The sequence below is a fragment of the Rhodococcus sp. EPR-157 genome, assembly GCF_001647195.1.
Lineage (GTDB): Bacteria > Actinomycetota > Actinomycetes > Mycobacteriales > Mycobacteriaceae > Rhodococcoides.
Genome location: NZ_LVCV01000018.1, coordinates 1 through 20630, shown reverse-complemented (window position 1 = coordinate 20630; position 20630 = coordinate 1). Strand labels below are relative to the sequence as shown.

General features: G+C 61.7%; 17 protein-coding genes. 10 read left to right on the top strand and 7 right to left on the bottom strand.

Annotated elements, in window-relative coordinates; genetic code table 11:
- Positions 1-43 precede the first annotated feature (43 nt).
- Positions 44-910, top strand: coding sequence for a mycofactocin-coupled SDR family oxidoreductase (locus tag A2J03_RS00650; RefSeq protein ID WP_068368298.1), 867 nt, complete (start codon positions 44-46; stop codon positions 908-910).
- 912 nt (positions 911-1822) lie between these two features.
- Here A2J03_RS00650 and mftD (A2J03_RS00640) read toward each other — a convergent pair.
- From mftD (A2J03_RS00640) to mftA, 5 genes are read right to left on the bottom strand one after another with little or no spacing between them, the layout of a single operon-like run.
- Complete coding sequence (gene mftD / locus A2J03_RS00640; RefSeq protein WP_068368292.1) at positions 1823-3022, bottom strand: pre-mycofactocin synthase MftD; 1200 nt, start codon at positions 3020-3022, stop codon at positions 1823-1825.
- A 9-nt stretch (positions 3023-3031) separates the two neighbouring features.
- Complete coding sequence (mftD, locus tag A2J03_RS00635) at positions 3032-4210, bottom strand: pre-mycofactocin synthase MftD (protein WP_068368289.1); 1179 nt, start codon at positions 4208-4210, stop codon at positions 3032-3034.
- Positions 4210-5463 carry a mycofactocin radical SAM maturase gene (gene mftC, locus A2J03_RS00630; RefSeq protein WP_068368287.1) on the bottom strand — a complete coding sequence of 418 codons (1254 nt, stop codon included), beginning with the start codon at positions 5461-5463 and terminating at the stop codon, positions 4210-4212. Before mftC ends, mftD (A2J03_RS00635) begins: the two co-directional genes overlap by 1 nt.
- A gap of 43 nt (positions 5464-5506) precedes the next feature.
- Entirely contained in the window at positions 5507-5791 is a 285-nt protein-coding gene (gene mftB, locus A2J03_RS00625; protein WP_068368285.1) for a mycofactocin biosynthesis chaperone MftB, read from the bottom strand.
- Between the two features lie 2 nt (positions 5792-5793).
- Positions 5794-5907 (bottom strand): mycofactocin precursor MftA, encoded by a 114-nt coding sequence (mftA, locus tag A2J03_RS00620; RefSeq protein ID WP_068368282.1) that lies wholly within the window; start codon positions 5905-5907, stop codon positions 5794-5796.
- Positions 5908-6012: 105 nt separating this feature from the next.
- Between mftA and mftR the strand changes: the two genes are divergently transcribed.
- Positions 6013-6648, top strand: a complete 636-nt coding sequence (mftR, locus tag A2J03_RS00615) for a mycofactocin system transcriptional regulator (RefSeq protein WP_068368280.1) — start codon at positions 6013-6015, stop codon at positions 6646-6648.
- 27 nt (positions 6649-6675) lie between these two features.
- Here the strand turns inward: mftR and A2J03_RS00610 are convergent, their stop codons facing one another.
- Entirely contained in the window at positions 6676-8244 is a 1569-nt protein-coding gene (locus A2J03_RS00610; protein WP_231912305.1) for a class I adenylate-forming enzyme family protein, read from the bottom strand.
- 185 nt (positions 8245-8429) lie between these two features.
- Complete coding sequence (locus A2J03_RS00605) at positions 8430-9308, bottom strand: mycofactocin-coupled SDR family oxidoreductase (RefSeq protein WP_068368324.1); 879 nt, start codon at positions 9306-9308, stop codon at positions 8430-8432.
- A 1019-nt stretch (positions 9309-10327) separates the two neighbouring features.
- Here A2J03_RS00605 and A2J03_RS00595 point away from each other — a divergent pair.
- From A2J03_RS00595 to A2J03_RS00560, 8 genes are all read left to right on the top strand, one after another.
- Positions 10328-11926, top strand: coding sequence for an acyl-CoA carboxylase subunit beta (locus A2J03_RS00595; protein WP_068368274.1), 1599 nt, complete (start codon positions 10328-10330; stop codon positions 11924-11926).
- 7 nt (positions 11927-11933) lie between these two features.
- On the top strand, positions 11934-13946 hold the full coding sequence (locus A2J03_RS00590) for an ATP-binding protein (protein WP_068368271.1): 2013 nt from the start codon (positions 11934-11936) through the stop codon (positions 13944-13946).
- Positions 13943-15760, top strand: a complete 1818-nt coding sequence (locus tag A2J03_RS00585) for an acyclic terpene utilization AtuA family protein (protein WP_068368268.1) — start codon at positions 13943-13945, stop codon at positions 15758-15760. The genes A2J03_RS00590 and A2J03_RS00585 overlap by 4 nt, the downstream gene beginning before the upstream one ends.
- Positions 15757-16554, top strand: coding sequence for an enoyl-CoA hydratase-related protein (locus tag A2J03_RS00580; RefSeq protein ID WP_068368262.1), 798 nt, complete (start codon positions 15757-15759; stop codon positions 16552-16554). The genes A2J03_RS00585 and A2J03_RS00580 overlap by 4 nt, the downstream gene beginning before the upstream one ends.
- 88 nt (positions 16555-16642) lie before the next feature.
- A complete protein-coding gene (locus A2J03_RS00575) occupies positions 16643-17863 on the top strand; it encodes an acyl-CoA dehydrogenase family protein (protein WP_068368321.1) in 1221 nt (406 codons plus the stop codon).
- Positions 17860-18891 carry a phosphotransferase family protein gene (locus A2J03_RS00570; protein ID WP_068368261.1) on the top strand — a complete coding sequence of 344 codons (1032 nt, stop codon included), beginning with the start codon at positions 17860-17862 and terminating at the stop codon, positions 18889-18891. The genes A2J03_RS00575 and A2J03_RS00570 overlap by 4 nt, the downstream gene beginning before the upstream one ends.
- Positions 18888-19625, top strand: a complete 738-nt coding sequence (locus tag A2J03_RS00565) for an SDR family NAD(P)-dependent oxidoreductase (RefSeq protein ID WP_068368259.1) — start codon at positions 18888-18890, stop codon at positions 19623-19625. The genes A2J03_RS00570 and A2J03_RS00565 overlap by 4 nt, the downstream gene beginning before the upstream one ends.
- A 43-nt stretch (positions 19626-19668) precedes the next feature.
- Positions 19669-20630, top strand: a 962-nt coding sequence (locus A2J03_RS00560) for an acetyl-CoA C-acyltransferase (protein ID WP_068368255.1), incomplete at its 3' end; no start/stop codon positions are given.

The following is a 20630-nucleotide window of genomic DNA, read 5'->3' as shown; positions in this document are numbered from 1 at the left end:
CATTAACATCGCAACCTAAACTATCTACTAAAAGGAGTTAATCATGGGTCGCATGGATGGAAAAGTCGCCTTCATTACCGGAGCTGGACGCGGCCAGGGCCGAGCGCATGCAATCAGACTTGCCGAGGAGGGTGCGGAAATAATCGCGCTCGACTGCCCGGCTCAAGGGAATATTCCGCATCCGCTCGCCACCAAGGAAGACTTGAACGAGACGGTGAGGTTGGTCGAAAAGCTGGACAGGCGTATTTTGGGAATAGTCGGGGATGTTCGGAATCAAGCAAGTCTCGATTCTGCGGTCGAGGCTGGGATCGCTGAATTCGGCCATATAGACACGGTCGTCGCCAATGCAGGCGCGTGGAGCGTGGGTCCGTTCTGGGAGATACCCGAGGACGAGTGGAAAGATGTGATCGACATCGATGTTCTCGGTGTCATGAGGACGTTGAAGTCAGTCACTCCACACATGATCGAACGTGGATCAGGCTCCATGATCGTGATTTCGTCTGTGAACGGTAAGCAACCTGGACACAATTATGCGCACTACATCACCTCCAAGCACGGTGTGCTCGGATTGATGAAGGCCGCTGCGCTCGAACTCGGCCCATACGGAATCCGATGCAACGCTGTGTTGCCCGGGGTGGTCAGGACGGCAATTCTCGATTGGCAGGGCGGCTGGGATCTGATGGCAGGTGGGCCCGGCCTGGGCACCCCAGACCACATGGATTCCGGCGGGAAGGCAGTGGCGCTACTGAAGGACGTGGGAATGTTGCCTCCTGAGGCGACTAGCGAAGGTGTGTTATGGCTAGCCAGTGACGAGTCACGTTATGTGACCGGCCAGGAGTTGGCAATCGACGCAGGGCAGATGCTACTTCCGGGCTTAAACATGGCAAATCTGGCAGCACAGCAACACTGAACCGTCAGACCTACCGTCTCGCTGCGGATAGTCGGCTGTAGCGAGGCCGCACAGGACCGCACGGGCACTTCCGCCGCAAGGCCCGAAACATCCAGGAGCGTCGTTATCTTCCGGAACTGGCGGTAATCTCTTACCCTGATAATGATGTGGTTGTCCGCGCCATCGACGATTACCGAAGGGCTCGATTCGACCAGCGGACTCAGATCGCCGTAACCTGGTATGTTCCTGCGTACCTGGTTGCGGCGCATCGCCAGGGGCATTCCCAAAATCATGCCGCATCGGCGATCCGGCGGCTTGAAGTTAGAATGGCTCGATTATCCACGCATCGGCCGTCTGGCCTCAGACAGTGCATGGGTGACGGCCGAATCAAAAGCAAAAGTGTTGGATATTTTGGGAGTGCCACCCACAGCTCGGAGGACTTTATCCGTTTCCGAGTATAGTCACCCTCGCGACAATATAAAGTTTGTCGACGCTTTCTAACTGTACGTAACTGTGCGCTGCAATGTGGGTTTGCGTCGATTGCTACCAGACGCGGCACGTGTCGGAATTTCTTGTTGAAGACGAGTCAACTCTTCATTGCAGATTGAACAGCATCGCATCCCGTCAGATAATCTCGCGCTTCCTGCCTGTCGATACTGCACAAATTCCACACGTTCGCGCGGCAGTCCGTTGAAGGCCGAAATGTCAAGACCTCACGGCCTCGCACCGCCCCTATCCCCCCGGTGCAGGAACTTGGTTGGGGCTGCCCCGATCTCGCCGTCCTGGTCTTTGGTTACCTCGCACATGCCGCTGAGCAATTGGTGTCGGCAGTGCGGCACACCTAATGCGCTCTCATACTTCTGCGGAGTCACTTCTGCTAACGGCTGATCGGTGACGATGACCGACACAATGGACATTCGGCGACTGGAGGTACTACTCGAACACACACGGACTATTGACTGACAGTATTCTTGTCGCCCTCGCCTGTATGACAACGTCGGACGGTGACAGTTCGTGAACCGACGCACGGCCGAGACCCAGTACCGCGGAATCCAGACCGCCGCGCAGAATGTCGAGCACGTTCTCCACTCCGGCCTGACCGTTCGCCGCGAGACCCCATAGATATGCGCGTCCGATCAACACCGCCCGCGCACCCAACGCCAGTGCCTTCGCGACATCACTTCCACGGCGGATCCCACCGTCGAGAGTGACCTCGACCTGATCGCCCACCGCCCGGGTGATCGACGGCAGCACCCGAATCGACGCCGGGGAACCGTCGAGATTGTTGCCACCGTGATTGGAGACGGAAATCGCGGTCACGCCCGCATCCACAGCCCGGAGCGCGTCGTCGACCCGCGAAATACCCTTGAGCATGAACGGTCCATCCCACTGCGCGCGTAGCCATGCGATGTCCTCCCACGTCGGCAGCGGAGTGGACTTCCACTCGCGATACGCAGCGAAGAACGTCGGCGCAGGCCCACCGGGCGGCGCGAGATTCGGTGCCGTCAGATCCGGGAACGTGGCCGACCGCGCCCACTGTGTCAGCCATCGCGGACGGACGAGTACCTCGGGTGCCAACCGCATCATCGCCGCCATATCGAGGCGTTCCGGGATCACCGGACTCCCCCGATCTCGCCCCTCGGAGAAGGACCAGTCCATCGTCAGAATCAGCCCGACGGCACCCGCCGCGCGGGCACGATCGAGCATGTGCGCCAACAACTCCCGCGAACCCACCCAGTGCAGCTGAAAGAACGTCTGCGGATTCGCCGCGACGACCTCCTCGATGGGCTTGCTCGCGAACAACGACAAACCCATCGAAATCCCCCGTGCCGCTGCCGCCCTCGCCACCGCAACCTCCCCGTCCGGGTGCACAGCCTGCACACCCGTCGGGGAGATCATCACCGGAAACGACAGAGACTGTCCCATCAGCGTTGTCGACAACTCACGGGTATTCGACAGACCCGCGACATGCGGGGCGAACCCGAGTTCACCGAACGCCGACGTGTTGTCCGAGACGGTGATGCCGCGCTCGGAACCTGCGACCAACGCCGAATACACCGACTTCGGCAAACACTTCTCGGCCCGACGCTGCGCCTCGGCGACAGACTCGAACCACCCCGTCCAGGTGCGCACCGACGGCGTCTAGACGCCGAGTCTGCGGTCGAACCCGGCCGGCATGACGACATCCGACGGCGACAGGTCGTGCACCGAGGTGTGCCCGAGACCCAGTACCGCGGAATCGACACCGCCACGCAGAATGTCGAGCACATTCTCCACACCCGCCTGGCCACCGGCCGACAGACCCCACAGATACGCCCGCCCGATCAACACCGCACGCGCACCCAACGCGAGCGCCTTCACCACATCGCTACCGCGCCGGATACCACCGTCGAGGGTGATCTCGACCTGATCACCGACGGCCTCGGCAATCGCCGGCAACGCCCGAATCGGAGCCGGCGTGCCATCGAGATTGTTACCACCGTGATTGGACACCGAAATCGCCGTGCAACCCGCATCGACCGCCTTCTTGGCGTCATCGACCCGCATGACACCCTTGAGCATGAACGGCCCGCCCCACTGCTCCCGCAGCCACGCCACGTCCTCCCACGTCGGCAACGGAGTACCCATCCACTCGCCGTACGCACCGAAGAACGTCGGCGCGGGACCGCCGGTCGGTGGCGTCAGGTTCGGGGTCGTCAGATCGGGGATCTTGCCGGTCTTGGCGAACTCCCACAACCACTTCGGACGGGTGATACCCTCCGGAGCGAATTGCACCATCGCCTTGAGGTCCATCTTCTCCGGGATCGACGGGCTACCCCAGTCGCGGCCGTTGGAGAACGACCAGTCCAACGTCATGATCAACCCGACCGCACCTGCTGCGCGTGCCCGCTCCATCCGCTGCAGCAGGATCTCGCGCGAGCCGACCCAGTACATTTGGAAGAAAGTCTGCGGGTTCGCTGCCGCGACCTCCTCGACGGACTTGCTCGCGAACGAGGACAATCCGATCGGAATCCCCCGCGCTGCAGCAGCTCTCGCGACAGCGACCTCACCATCCGGGTGGACCGCCTGCACACCCGTCGGGGAGATCATGACCGGAAACGACAGCGGCTGTCCCATCACCGTCGTCGACAGATCCCGCTTGTCCGACAGCCCCGCCACGTGCGGGGCGAACCCGAGTTCGCCGAATGCGGCCATGTTGTCGTCGATCGTCAATCCGCGTTCGGAGCCGGCCACCAGCGCAGCGTATACGGATTTCGGTAGACGTTTCTTCGCACGCCGCTGCGCTTCGGCAACGGTCTCGAACCACGCACTCTTGGCCATTACTGTGCTTCCTGTTCCATTCCTGCGAGCGGGTTCTCGTCGCAGATCTTCGCCGGGGGACGCATCATCAACGTCAGCGGCACCGACTTACGTGGGGTCTTGCGCTGCCCGGTACGGGAATGGTCGACGCTGGACTTGGGGATCTCCCCTGCCGCTGCCAACGCCATTTCACCGTTACCGATGACGCATTCGGGGTCCGGGCCGTCCATCGGCAGGCCGGTGAAGAACTTAGCCGCCATGCAGCCACCGCGGCACGCATCGAAGTGCGCGCACTTGGTGCAGGCGCCCGAGGTCTGCGGAGACCGCAACTCCTGGAACAACTCCGATGTCTGCCATACCGACTGGAAGCCGCCCATTCCCGCCGAGGTCTCAGTAGCAACAGTCGCGTCGCGGACGATGTTGCCGGCGAGGAAGTTCTCGTGAATGGCGAACGGGCACGCATACACATCACCGATCGGGTCGATCAGGCACACCACCCGGCCGGCACCACACAGATTCAGCCCGGGCAGAGCGTCACCGAACGCCGACAGGTGGAAGAACGAATCCCCCGTCAACACACCCTCACCGTTGGCGACGAGCCAGTTGTACAACTCGCGCTGCTGACCGGCTGTCGGGTGCAGATCATCCCAGACATCCGCGCCGCGACCCGAGGGCCGCAACCGGGTGATGCGCAGTGTCGCAGCATATTTGTCGGCCAACGCTTTGAAGTCGTCGAGCTGGCTCACGTTGTGCCGGGTGACGACGACGGAGATCTTCGCGTCCCGGAATCCGGCCTCTTTCAGATTCTCCAGAGCGCGGCACGCCATGTCGAACGAACCCGGTCCGCGGACCGCATCGTTGACCTCCGCCGTCGCGCCATCGATGGAGATCTGCACATCGACGTAGTCCGACGCCGCCAGCCTTGCTGCGACTTTTTTGTCGATCTTGACCCCGTTGGTGGAGAACTTCACCCCCACCTGATGCGCCGTCGCGTAATCGACGAGCTCCCAGAAATCCGACCGCACCGTCGGCTCACCACCACCGATATTGACGTAGAACACCTGCATCTTCTGCAACTCGTCGATGATCGACTTGCACTGCTCGGTGCTCAGTTCACGCGGATCACGACGACCCGACGAGGACAGGCAATGCACGCACGACAAATTGCAGGCGTACGTCAATTCCCACGTCAGACAGATCGGTGCGTCGAGACCGAGCTCGAACTGATCGACGAGTTTTCCTACCGGAGCGGGTCTTTCGAGAGTGGAAGTCATGTGGGTCGGTCCTGTCCAGAAAGGTGTCGAGGGTCAATGGTCCTTAGCGGGGCGTGATCATCTTCGAGTCGGCCAACGTCGCGAGTGCCTTCACATACGGAGCCGATCCGGACTCGGTGATCCCTGCGGCCGCGATCGCGGTGCGCATATCGGGATGATCGGGAAGAGACTCGATGATCGCCACGATCGTGCGGTTTCTCAGGAAGGAGAGCTTGCGAGTTCCGAAGTGGTAGAGCAGCGCCCCGAACGACTCGGGACGCAGCGCCACCTGCGGATGCAATGCCCACGGCACATCCACATCGAGTGCGCCCTGCACTGCAGCAGTCATGATCAGTACACGCCGCACATGCCGTCGATCGAGACTTCCTCCACCAGCGACTCTTCGACCAGATCGGACTCGACGACAGCAGTACCGACCACAGTGTTCTCGTTGCTATTCGACATCGGATACCTCCAGAAGTAGTTGTGGACCACAATCAGACGTAACAGTGGTTTGCGTCACCACACTAATGGCACTGAGTGCATAAAGCTAGAGTTCGGAGGAGAAAGATGGCCTCAGGCACCACACCGTCGAAACCCATGGGACGGCGACCGTCCACAACACGGGGCGCACTGAGCGACCTCGGCATCGAACTGTTCGCATCGAAGGGCTTCGAGGAAACCAGCGTCGATGACATTGCCGACGCAGCCGGCATCGCACGCCGAACTTTTTTCCGCTACTTCCCATCCAAGAACGCGGTTCCGTGGGGAGACTTCGACGCTCAACTCGCAGCACTCAGGGCCCATCTCGATGGTCTACCCGACGATATCGCTCTGCCCGACGCCCTGCGATCGGCGCTGCTGCAGTTCAACACGTTTCCATTCGAAGAAGCCGCGATCCACCGGCAACGGATGTCGCTGATCCTGGGAAACGCTGCCCTACAGAGCTACTCGATGGTGATGTATGAGGGGTGGCGAGCCGTCATTGCGGACTATGTGGCTGCTCGGACGAACTGCGCACCGACCGATCACCTACCGCGCACCCTCGGATGGATCCTGCTCGGCATAGCAATCTCGGCATACGCGCAGTGGCTGGCTGACGACGAGGCGAACCTGGTCGAACTCCTGCTCGCCGGGACCAGCATTCTCTACATCGGCCTCGACAGTCAGGCTCGAGTGCGACCGGGAACTCCATCCGGACATTGACAAAGGTCGGTCGCTTTGCGATGAACATCAACCATCCGTTCCCGCGGTCTCCGATCGCAGCGCGATCTTCTTGATCTTTCCGGACGGCGTCAGCGGTAGGGATTGCACAACGTGAATCCGGGCCGGGATCTTGTAGCCCGCCAGCATCTCAGTACACCTGGCCAGCAATTTTTCTACATCGACTGTGCTCCACGGCACCGGAACCACATACGCGTGTCCCACTTCGCCGAGCAGCTCATCGGGCACTCCCACGACGGCGCACATCGCAACCGTCTCGTCTGCGGCCAACACATTCTCGATTTCGACCGGATAGACGTTGTAGCCGCTGCGCACGTACATCTCCTTCTGCCGTCCGCGCATGGCCACGCGGCCATCCAGCCGTATGACGGCAATGTCCCCGGTTACCAGCCATCCATCGTCCAAAAAGGCGTTGTCCGTTTCAACCGGATTCTCCCAGTACCCACTGGCCACGCACCCACCTCGAATGTGCAGGTGACCCTCACTGCCCGGCGGCAGAGAGTTGTGCTCGTCATCGGTGACGCGAACCTCGAAGTCACCGATACCAACTCCGAGAGTGTCGACAAGAGTGTGCAATTCGTCGTCAGCAGCGGATATCACGCATCCTCCGGACGTTTCGGAGAGCCCGTACAAATTGGCCAACCGCGTACCCGGAAACGTTTCCAGAATGCGCCTTCCCATTGCCGGTTCGACGTTCGAACCACCGATGATGCAGGTGCGGATCGTCGAGGTATCCGTTGCAGTGAACTCCGGAAAATCCAACATCAGGGTGTACATAGTGGGTACCCCGATGAATATCGTCACTGCGTGCCGCTCGATAGCCTGCAGAGCCACTGTCGGGCTGTATCTGGGCAAGAGGGCTACTTTGCCACGCACACTCATGGCGGCAGCCACAGTGCACGTCATGCCGCCGACGTGGTTGAGGGGCATGTGTCCGATCGCTACGTCGTCGCTTGTTTGATCGAGGTGTGCAGCTTGAGCGCGCGCGGAGGCAATGATGCTGGCGTGGGTCAACGTGGCACCCTTGGGATCTCCGGTAGTTCCCGAGGTGTACAGAATCACCGCCGGATCATGCTCTTCCACATGAGATCCGGCGTGGGTGAGCGCCTGGATGTCGATGTCGTCGACCAAGAGATCATCCCACCGGCGGCTACCCTCGAATCCGCGCTCTCCGAGAAAGACGTAGTGGCTCACCGTGGGGATACGTGGCCTGAGCTCGTCCAAGAAATCGACGAAATCGAACTCGCCATCTCGAGCACAGCTGATCAACATGACAGCCCCGGACTGATTGAGCATGAAGCGAAATTCCCGCTCACGGTATGCCACGTTGAGCGTGACCAGAATGGCACCGATTTTGGTGACTGCGAACCACGTAAGAAGCCACTGCGCCGAGTTGGGTGCAGCAATGGCCACGCGATCGCCGCGTCGGATCCCCAATAACAGAAGACCCGAGGCAAGGCTGTCGACCGTGCGGGAGAACTCTGCGTAAGTCCACTTTCGATCCGAACACAGCAAAAATAACGACTCGTGCCCGGGCAATGCATCGCTGAGCAACCCGGGCAGTGTAGTCGGCTGCACTGACGGCCCGATCTGAATAATATTGCTATTCAACGGTATTCCTGCGATTCAGTCTACTGGCAGCGGCCGTCACGAGTTGGCTCGTACCTGAACGTTGGGTTGCCGAAAGTGGCCCTGGCCGGATCGGTTCGACTGACACGCGCGCGTATGTCGAACCGATCCGAGACCAGGTTTTTGTCGGCCTGCTAGCCGTTGGCTGCTGCTGCCGCCTCGGCGATATTGGCCATGTTGAGGCCCGGCAACAACATGTGACCGCCATCGATCGCCAGCTCTTGGCCGGACACGTACTTCGACTCGTCAGAGGCCAACCACAACACACCCTCGCTGGTGGCCTCCGGCGGGAGCATTCCAACGCCCTTCAGCAGCGCGTACGCCTTACCGCCGGACTCCATATGGTCGCGCGTGCCCAGCCCGGGGCCACCAGCCATCAGATCCCATCCACCTTGCCAGTCCAAGATGGGTGTCCTGACGACACCGGGCAGCACGGCGTTGCAACGAATACCGAGAGGACCGAGTTCGAGGGCGACGGACTTCATCAGTCCGAGCACACCGTGCTTGGAGCTGACGTAATGCGCATAGTTGACACCGGCCTCCTTGCCGTTGACAGACGCAATTACGACCATCGAACCCGAGCCGCGTTCGATCATGTGCGGAGTGACCGCTTTGAGGGTCCTCATGACACCGAGCAGGTCGATATCGACTACGTCTTTCCATTCTTCTTCAGGTATTTCCCAGAATGGCCCGACACTCCATGCACCTGCATTGGCGACGACCACGTCGATGTGCCCGAATTCCGCGATTCCGGCCGCAACAGCGGAATCGAGACTTGCCTGACTCCGGACGTCCCCAACAATGCCCAGGATTCGTCGATCGAGCTTTTCGACCCACCGGACGGTCTCGTTCAGATCTTCCTCGGTGGCGAGGGGGTGCGGGATGCTGCCCTGACTCGGGCAATCGAGCGCCACAATGTCAGCCCCTTCCTCTGCCAACCTGATTGCGTGCGCCCGGCCCTGCCCTCGGCCTGCCCCGGTGATGAAGGCAACTTTTCCATCCATACGACCCATGATGAACTCCCTTGTGATCTCGATTGGAACGAAGACACGCTGATTGCTGCTGGTTTCGAGCCCTAGCCCATGCTCGCCTGATTCGACCCACCGCATCGGCGTTACAGGCAGCGGATGCCTGACCCTGACGGTGCGATCTGGATCACACTCCATCATCACTTGACTTTTAAGTCAAGAGCCGACAGCGGGTTCGGCTTGTACCGAAGTCCAGAAATTCAGGAACAGCGAAGCGAGCACCTGTGGTCGACCGCCGCCGTTGTCGTGCCTTCGCGCCGGCGTCTCTGCCATCCACGTGCACCAGCACACCGTCCGGCACCAACAGGTGTTGGGAACACCACTCCGTAACCCGCCCGAGATCACCTCTCGACTGGTCCGAATCGTGTCGAGATATCAATTCATCTGCAGTGCAGTCGACTTCAGATCACCCACCACCACCGATGAAGCCGAGGTCAGCGTCATCCCCTCGTAAAATCTCCACCTCCCGCAACAGGTGGCCGAGGATCTGCGACTCTAGATGCCCCGACTCGCGCAATGTGAGCGCCGCCCGCTACTTTGACCCCGTCGCCGTCGGGGAGACCCGGAAGCCAATACCGTTTGCGGTGGCCACCAGTAAAGGTCGGGACTGCGCAAGATCGACATCACAGTCAAGTGTCTTGATGGCTACAAGACCCTTCACATCCCCTCCCAAACCCGGCGTCATACTGCAGCTAACTGTGCCGAGAAGCTCGACCGAGAGAGGTGCCCGGCTCGAGAGTCGGACATTGCGACCTCGTAGTTGATGCCACGGTCAGTCCTCGGTTCAGCCGACTAGGGATGGCAGCCTATTTGGCCAGGTGGAATCCATCTTCATCGGATCCATACTTGATTTGTTAGTCAACTTGGTGTTGTGTAGGTCTCGATGGATGTAGCTCATCGATTCAATCGAGGTCGGTGCATCTGCGCCGATCGCTCGGCGGCTGATGCCCTCAGTTGACGTGACGCTGCCTACCCCTGAATCTCCGACTCATCGAGGTGCACCAATGACGGTCATACCCACACGATTCGACATCAGGTCGGAGCAATTCCTGCTCGACCGTACTGCGATGCTGGACGCTCTGGAACCTTTGACCGCTCTCGCTGATCGCGTCCTTGCGTCGGGTGGAGAAAAGGCCGTACAACGCCATCGCGGTCGCGGCAAACTGCTCGCACGCGAGCGCGTCGATCTGCTGCTCGACGAAGACGCCCCGTTCCTCGAACTATCCACTTACGCAGGGGCACACGACCCGGACGAACAGCCCGGCGGCCGACTCATCACCGGCATCGGACCAGTCAGTGGAATCGAGTGCATGATCATCGCCAACCAGCCGACGGTCAAGGGTGGCTCACTCAACCCGGACGCGGTGGCCAAACAACTCCGAGCACTCGACATCGCAGCCCGGAACCGGCTACCTGTCATCACGCTCGTCGAATCCGGCGGAGCAGATCTACCCAAGCAGGCAGATATTTTCGTGAACGGCGGACGCAGCTTTCGCGAGATCACCCGTCTCACAGCATCGGGCATTCCGACCATCTCGTTGGTGTTCGGCAGCTCGACCGCCGGTGGTGCATATGTGCCCGGCATGAGCCAATACACGGTCCTCGTCAAGGAAGCTGCCACGGTCTACCTCGGCGGACCTCCCCTGGTGAAGATGGCGATCAACGAGGAGATCGACGACGAATCGCTCGGTGGTGCCGAAATGCACGCCCGCGTATCCGGATTGGCAGATTACCTCGCCGAGGACGAGCGCGACGCCCTGCGATTGGGGCGTCAGATCGTGGCGGATCTGCAGTGGACCAAAGCCGGCCCGGGGGCCACGCTGCCCGCTGATCCTCCGGTTCACGACCAGAGCGAACTGCTCGCATGCGCTGCAGCCGACTCGAAGCGATCGGTGGAGGTGAGGGAGATTCTTGCTCGCGTACTGGACGGCTCCCGCTTCGACGAGTTCAAGCCACTGTTCGGCACTCAGTTGGTCACCGGCTGGGGCTCGATCGCGGGATTCCCGGTAGGTGTCATCGCCAACAACGGCATCTTGTTCTCGGATGAAGCGAACAAAGGGGCGCATTTCATTCAGCTGGCGAATTCACGCGACATCCCGTTGCTGTTCATCCAGAACATCACCGGCTTCATGGTCGGCTCGGCAGCCGAACGCGGTGGGATCATCAAGGATGGCTCGAAGCTGATCAATGCCGTCTCCAATTCCACTGTCCCCCATGTGACTTTGATGATCGGCGCTTCGTACGGCGCGGGAAACTACGCGATGTCGGGCCGCGCATACGACCCCCGATTCGTCTTCACCTGGCCCAACCACCGCATCGCAGTCATGGGCGGAGCACAGCTCGGCGGGGTCATGTCCATCATCAAGAAAACAGCAGCTCAGCGTGCCGGCACCGAGTTCAGCGACGCCGACGACGCCAGGGTCCGCCGCGAGATCGAAGACTTGATCGAAAGTCAGTCCGGTGCTGTATACGCCACCGGACGACTGTGGGACGACGGAATCATCGATCCTCGCGATACCCGCGCCGTTCTCGGCCTCGCCCTGTCCGCCGTACATTCCGCACCGGTGACCGGGACGTCCCGGTTCGCTACGTTCCGATTGTGAGACTTCCGTGAACCACACACCGATCAATACATTGCTCGTCGCCAACCGCGGCGAGATCGCACGGCGTGTCATTCGCACCGCCCGCGCGATGGGTATTCGCACCGTCGCGGTCTACTCGGATCCCGACGCACGATCCCCGCACGTCACCGACGCCGACTTCTCCGTCGCAATCGGCGGGTCAAGCAGCGCCGACTCCTATCTGAAAGTCGACAAGATCCTCGACGCCGCCCGGCGCACCGGTGCCGACGCCGTCCACCCCGGCTACGGGTTCCTCTCGGAGAACCCCGAATTCGCCGAGGCATGCGAAGCGGCCGGCATCAATTTCGTCGGCCCGAGTGCGCAATCGATGCGCGTGATGGGTCTCAAGGACCGCGCGAAGGAATGGGCGCGCAAAGCAGACGTGCCAGTCCTGCCCGACGCGGTCATCACCGGAGACGACACCTCGGAATGGGAGAGCGCAGCAGCCGAAGTGGGTTATCCGCTATTGGCCAAAGCCGTAGCAGGAGGCGGCGGCAAGGGAATGCGCCTGATCGAACGTTCCGAGGACCTCATCGACGGAGTGGCCTCCTCGCGTCGAGAAGGCGCGAACTTGTTCGGCAACTCGACCGTGTTCCTTGAGAAGTACTTGCGGTATTCGCGACACATCGAGATCCAGGTTTTCGGCGACAAGCACGGCAACGCAGTGCATCTCGGAGAACGCGAGTGCTCCATTCAGCGTCGCCATCAGAAGGTGCTCGAAGAAGCACCCTCACCCGTCATCGGACCCGACGCGCGCGAACGAATGGGCTCGACCGCAGTGTCACTCGTCCGTGAGCTCGGGTATGTCGGTGCCGGCACAGTGGAATACCTCTACGACGACGAGACCGGAGGCTTCTACTTCCTCGAGATGAACACCCGCCTACAGGTCGAGCACCCCGTCACCGAGGAAGTGACCGGAATGGACTTGGTCGCACTGCAATTGCGCGTGGCGCGCGGTGAAACATTGGGATTCGAGCAGAGCGACGTCCGAATCAACGGGCACGCAATCGAAGTGCGGCTCTACGCCGAAGACCCTGCGAACGACTATCTCCCGACTCCAGGACAGTTGCACCGTTACAGCCATCCCGACCGCATCGGACTCCGATACGAGGACGGAATAGTCGCCCCGGCCGAGATTTCCCCGTTCTACGACCCGATGATCGCCAAGATCGTCGCTCACGCCGGGAACAGAACCGACGCAGCATTCGCGCTCGCCTCGGCCATCGACGCCACTCACGTGCACGGTGTCACGACCAACCGCAGCTTCCTGGCAGCGCTCCTCCGTGATCCGGATTTCCTCGACGGTGCCACCCGTACCGACTTTCTCGACAATCATCCCCACCTGCTGAATCCTGCTGCCAGGACCGCTGAGCGGATACACCTCGCAGCGGCGGTGGCTGTGTCCACCTCGAGACGCGCCGCCCACGACCCGATGCGTGGTCATGCCCGTCCCGGATTCCGGCCGCTCGCCGCCCGGATACTCACGCACGCCACCTGGCACCGCCTCGGAGACGACACTGCCATCGAGATCGGCTACCACCAGGATGGTTGGTCAGGGGACGCCGACCTCGAGCTGGAGATCGACGGGACACGGCACGAGTTTCGCCTCCTCGATCTCACGTCCGACTCGGTACGGGTGCAGTACGACGGAGTCGACTATCCCTGCACGGTCGTCACCCATCCGGACGAATCGATCTGGGTCAACGATTCGAGCAGTCAGTCGGGTTGGCGGCGTTCTCCTCGACTTCCTGATCCTGATTCCGGAGCAGCAACCGCGTTGGGTCCGGTGAACGAAATCCCAGGCACAGTCGTTGCCATTGCCGTGAAGATCGGCGACGTCGTCACCGCTGGACAGAGGTTGGTCACGGTCGAAGCGATGAAGATGGAGCATCCGGCGACGGCCGCGATGGACGGAACCGTCGAGCACATCCACGTGGAGGTAGGCCAATACGTCGAGGCTCATACCGTTCTGGTGACTCTGTCGGCGGTGGATCCCGCATGAGCGAATTACGCCCCCTACGGATAGCCAACTGCTCCGGCTTCTTCGGCGACCGCCTCGCCGCGGCCCGCGAGATCGTCGACGGCGGACCCGTCGACGTACTCACCGGTGACTGGCTCGCGGAACTGACCATGGGCGTACTCGTCAAACAACGCAAACGCTCCCCCGAAGCCGGATTCGCACGCACATTCGTCCGGCAACTGGAGGGCGTGCTCGCCACCTGCCTGGACCGGCACATCAAAATTGTCTCCAACGCAGGCGGTCTCAACCCGCACGCCTGTGCTGAAGAGATAACGCGCATCGCCGAAAACGCCGGCCGAACCGTCCGGGTCGCCGTCGTCGACGGTGACGACGCCACCGACGCCTTCGCACTTGCCCGCCGAAGCGGCTGGGACGCACCACACCTCGATACCGGGCAATCGTTCGCCGACATCGACCGCGAGCCCGACGTCGTCAGCGCATACCTCGGAGCCTGGGGAATCAAGGAGGCGCTCGATGCCGGAGCCGATGTTGTCGTCACCGGCCGAGTCACCGACGCAGCCATCATCATCGGGCCGGCCGCGTGGCACTTCGGCTGGTCGAGGACCGACTGGGATGCGTTGGCCGGAGCCGTTACCGCGGGACACGTCATCGAGTGCGGGGCACAAGCCACCGGCGGAAACTTCTCGTTCTTCTCCGAGTTGGACGGCATGGCCCACGTCGGATTCCCGATCGCCGAGATTGCCGCCGACGGCTCGTGCGTCATCACCAAACACCCGGGCACAGGAGGCGCGGTGACCGTGGAAACGGTGACTGCGCAGCTACTCTACGAAATCGACGGACCGCGATACGCCAACCCCGACGTCATCACCCGGCTCGACACCGCTCGGCTCACCCAGCTCGATACGGACCGCGTTCAGATCTCGGGAGTGCGCGGCGAAGCGGCACCCGCAACGATCAAGGTGGGCGCACTGGTCTCCGGAGGATGGCGCAACGAGGTGACGTTCGTGCTCACCGGTGCCAACATCGAGGCCAAGGCAGAGCTTGCCCAGCGCGCGATGTGGGCCAACATCGTCGGCGGCGAAAAAGCCTTCGAGATGGTGACTGTCCGGCTCCTCCGTGCCGACAAGTCCGATCCAGCGAGCATGAACGAAGCCGTTGCGTTGCTGACCATTTCGGTCACGGATGCCTCCCCGGACAAGGTTCGCGCTTTCCCGAGGGCAGCGATCGAGACCGGGCTTGCGAGTTATCCGGGCCTGTACTTCACCGGTCCGCCGGCGGCAGGCAGCGAAGTCACCGTATTCTGGCCGACGCTGATGCCTGCCGACGCCTTCCACCAGCGGGTAACACTGGGAGACAAGCAGTTCGAGGTTGCCCCGGCACCCACCACACCGCCCGCAGAACCGATCGAAGCACCTCTCGTCGGAGAGCAAGTGACGGAATTCGGCCCGACCGTGCGCCAACCGTTGGGCACAGTCGTAGGGGCACGATCCGGTGACAAAGCCGGCAACGCCACCCTCGGCCTGTGGGCCCGCGACGATCGGGAGCACGACTGGCTCAGGTCCTGGTGGACCGAGGACTCGATTAGGGCTCTGATCCCAGAAGCTGCGGAGTGCTCGTTACGTATGTGGGAATTGCCGCATCTGCGCGCATGCGGAGTGACCATCGTCGGACTACTCGGCCGAGGGGTCGCGGCGAACCTGAATCTCGACTCGCAGGGGAAGGGACTCGGCGAGTTCGTTCGCGCCCGCCATCACGACATCCCCGCAGCCTTCATCGACAATCCGCCGTCCGCGCCCCATTCTGCTCCCTCAGAAGACAAGCAGGCATCGCGATGAGCGCACCTGAGCACAATTCGGAACTGGCGCGCCTCGCGACCGAAGGCGGAGTCTCTGTCGTCACTCTCGACTCGCCGAAGAACCGGAACGCACTCTCGGCACAACTTCGATCCGATCTGCTCGGTCACGTGCGCACCGCAATCGACGACGAGGCCACCCGCGTTGTGGTTCTCACCCACACCGGTTCGGTGTTCTGCGCCGGCGCAGACCTGAAGGAAGCCCGCACCGGCGACACCTCGCAGTCGGGGCAGGAGCTCGTCGATCTGATGACGATGCTGTTGACTTCCCCGAAGCCGGTGATCGCTGTACTGAGAGGCCCGGCCCGTGCCGGAGGTATCGGGCTGGTGGCGTCATGCGACTTCGCGGTTGCCGCGGACACCGTGACACTCGGCTTCAGCGAGACGAGGATCGGGGTGGTTCCCGCAGTCATCTCGGTGCCGCTTCGACTGCGCGTGGCATCGGTAGATCTGCATCGCTTGTTCCTGACCGGTGAGACTTTCGATGCCCGGCACGCCGCTCGAATCGGTCTGCTCAGTGAGGTCGCCACAGCTGACGGTCTCGATACCGCGGTCGCCCGACTCACCGAAACAATCGGACTCGGCGCTCCACGGGCCCTTGCTGGCGTCAAGAAGATGCTTAATCCCTCGGAGACCACCCTGGCCGAACAATTCGCCCAGATGCTGAATCTGACCGCGTCTTACTTCGCTTCCCCGGAGGCGCAAGAGGGCATGCTCGCATTCTCCGAAAAGCGGCCACCGTACTGGGCTGTACCCGGCGGCGACTCCACAGCCTGACCGTCACCACGCGAATGGAATACATGTCCTCGCGCTCGCTGATCGACGAACGTTCGGCGAGATGCATCCCGTCGATGGAGGTTTGACCATGACCGATTTTCTGATGTCCCCCGAAGTCACCACGCTGGTCGAGAAGACCCGAGAATTCACCCGAAGCACGGTGCTGCCCGTCGAGGATCTTCACCACGGCGATATCGCTGCCGCCGGCGGAGATGAACTGCGCGAAACACTGCAAGCCGCGGCCCGAGACGCGGGTGTTTTCGGTCCGCACGTCCCGCTCGAGTACGGTGGCCATGGACTGAACATGGTCGAGCGCGCACCGGTTTTCGAGGAGGGCGGATACTCACTGTTCGGCCCGGTCGCGTTGAACATCGCCGCACCCGACGAGGGCAACGTACACATGCTCGACCACATCGCGAACAAGGAGCAAAAAGAGCGCTTCCTTGCTCCACTCGCTCGCGGAGAGATGCGCTCGGCCTTCGCCATGACCGAACCTGCCCCCGGCGCGGGCTCCGACCCGAACGCGTTGACCACCCGTGCGGACAAGGTGCCCGGCGGATGGAAGATCAACGGGCACAAGTACTTCATTACCGGCGCCGAGGGGGCCGGCTTCTTCATCATCTTTGCGCGCACCGCCGGCGTGCCCGGGGACCGGGGCGGTGCCACCATGTTCATCACCCCCTCCGTGGTGCCCGGATTGACCGTCGGTCGCCACATCGAGACCCCCGACAAATCCATGATCGGCGGCCACTGCGAGGTGTTCTTCGAGGACCTCTTCGTCCCCGACAGTGGCGTTCTCGGCGAGGTGGACCAGGGATTCCGTTACGTCCAGGTCAGGTTGGGGCCGGCCCGGATGACGCACGTCATGCGATGGCTGGGGGCCGCACGCCGCGCTCACGACATCGCTGTCGAACGCGTTGCCCATCGTGAAGCGTTCGGCGGCAAGCTCGGTGCCCTCGGCATGATTCAACAGATGGTCGCCGACAACGAGATCGACATCGCGGCGACCCGAGCCCTGCTGATTCGCGCGTGCTGGGCTCTCGATCAGGGTGAGCATGCAGGCGACGAGACCTCCATCGCGAAAACGTTCGGCGCGGAGGCAGTGTTCCGAATAGTCGATCGCTCGATTCAGATGTGCGGTGGGCTCGGAGTATCCGGGGATCTACCCTTGGCACGGCTTGCGCAGGAGGTGCGCGGTTTCCGAATCTACGACGGCGCATCGGAGGTGCACCGCTGGGCAATTGCACGGCGCGCCATCGGAGCAGCGCAGAAGGCCGGAGCCAAGCACAAAGCTGGTGCATCCTCGTGAGCGACACGGAGCATCGAGGCCTCGACCTGGAGAAATTGCGTGCCTACCTGAACGACTCCGATGTGCCACTGCGAGGCGATTTGCGGGCCGAACTCATCTCGGGCGGCAAATCCAATCTGACTTACTTCCTTTCCGACGACACCTCGCGGTGGGTATTACGCCGCCCACCTACCGCGGGTCTCACGCCTTCCGCGCACGACGTCGCCCGCGAGTACACCATCACCTCGGCGCTGCAGAAAACAGATGTGCCCGTCGCAGGCACCGTGGTCTTGTGCGAGGACGTGTCCGTCCTCGGCGCGCCCTTCACCCTGGTAGAGCGGATCGACGGCCGCGTTGTTCGGACAACAGCAGATCTCGTCGATGTCTCCGATACCGATCTCGACAAATGTGTCGATGAGTTGGTGAGGATTCTCGGAGCGCTCCACCAGGTCGACATCGACGTCGTCGGTCTGCGACAGTTCGGTCGCCCGGACGGATATCTCACTCGCCAGGTTGCTCTGTGGGCCAAGCAGTGGGAACGGGTCAAAACACGTGAAAGCACGGATCTGAGTCGTCTGCACACAGCCGTCGCCGACTCGATCCCTCAGCAATCCGAAGCGTCGATTGTGCACGGTGACTACAGAATCGACAACACCATCCTCGGTCTCGACGACGTCGGGCAGGTGGCCGCAGTAGTGGATTGGGAACTGTCGGCGCTGGGAGATCCACTGTCCGACGTGGCCACGATGTGTGTCTATCGCAACCCCTCGTTCGACCTCGTCATCGGCGAGCCGGCAGCGTGGACCAGCGACCGGATGCCGTCGATAGATGATCTTGCGCAACGCTATTCACTGGCTTCGGGTCGCGACCTCGCACACTGGAATTTCTATATGGCGCTCGCCTACCTGAAACTCGCGGTCATCGCCGAAGGCATCCACCACCGCTTCTTGGTCGGCGCGACCGTGGGCGACGGTTTCGACAGAGCCGGGGAGTCGGTTCCCGAGTTCATCGCTGCAGGACTACACGCCTTGAAGAGGTCATCATCATGATTCGCACCGCCTTGGTCACCGGAGCCACACGCGGCATCGGTCTTGGAATCGCCACCCGCCTCGCACAGCAGGGGCATGGGCTCACCATCAACGCGCGTGATCACGAACGCCTCGACTCGGTCGCTCGGGAACTACGCGCGGCAGGAGCGAGTGACGTCGTAATTGCCGCCGGGGACTTGTCAGACCCAGAGGCCGCCGGGAACGTAGTAACAACCCACACCGAGCATTTCGAGACGCTCGACGCCCTCATTCTCAACGCCGGTTTCGGTTCGTCCGGAACCATCGACACCTATCCGCTCCGACGGTTGGACAAGACCCTCGATATCAACCTGCGTGCGCCGCTGACCATGCTCCAGCAGGCCCTGCCGTCGTTGCGCGCCGCGGCAGCCTCGAACCCCGACGGGGGAGCCAAAGTTGTTGCGCTGTCGTCGATCACCGGCCTCTATGCCGAGGCCGGGCTCGCTGTATACGGAGCAACCAAGGCTGCGTTGATCTCGTTGGTCGAGACGTTCAATGCAGAGGAATCGGGCAATGGGGTGACGGCAACCGCCATCGCACCAGCCTTCGTGGACACCGACATGGCGAACTGGGTGCACGACCGGATACCTCCAGAAACGATGATTCGTGTTGATGACATCGTCGAGATGGTGGACATGCTTCTACGACTCTCCTCCCGCGCCGTCGTACCGAAGATCGTCGTCGGTCGATCCGGCACGACCAGTTACCACGCCTGATCGTTCACCGATCCAGCCACATCCACAGAAGCGAGTTCACACCATGCGAGAAGCCGTAGTCGTCTCGACAGCACGGACACCCATAGGCAAGGCCTACCGCGGCGCGTTCAACGACACTCAGGGCCAGCATCTCGCTGCTCACGCCCTGACTCACGCCGTCGACCGCGCAGGTGTCGACGGACGTGAAATAGACGATGTCATCCTCGGATGTGCAGTGCAGCAAGGCAGTACCGGTGGCAACGTCGCACGGCAGGCGATACTTCGTGCAGGCCTACCTGACTCCGTTCCGGGGATGACACTCGACCGGCAGTGTTCATCGGGACTGATGGCTATCGCGACTGCAGCCAAACAAATACTTCACGATGGAATGACGATCACCGTCGGAGGCGGAGTCGAGTCGATATCACTCGTGCAGAACACCCACCAGAACTTCTACCGTGCGACAGATCCCTGGCTCGAAGAACACACGCCGGATATCTACATGCCCATGGTGCACACTGCAGAGACAGTCGCTGATCGATACTCCGTCAGCAGAGATCGACAAGACGAGTTTGCCTTGCTGTCCCAACAGCGAACCGCTCACGCACAGGAGCACGGCCGCTTCGATGCAGAGATCGTTCCGCTCGAGTCGGTCAAAACGGCGGCCGATAAGTCATCGGGTGCAGTCGAGCGACAGCGAGTCACGCTGATTGCAGACGAGGGCAACAGACCGTCGACTACCTTGGCCGGACTGGCTACCTTGCCACCGGTAACTCCCGACGGCACGGTGTCCCCCACCTCCACGGTGACCGCCGGAAACTCTTCTCAGCTCTCGGACGGCGCGTCGGCGGCGGTACTCATGGAGGCGAGCGAGGCGCAACGGCGAGGAATCGAACCGCTCGGTGTATATCGCGGTATCGCAGTTGCTGGATGCGCACCGGATGAGATGGGAATCGGACCGATGTTCGCCATCCCCAAACTGCTCACTACGCATGGCCTCACCATCGACGACATCGGATTGTGGGA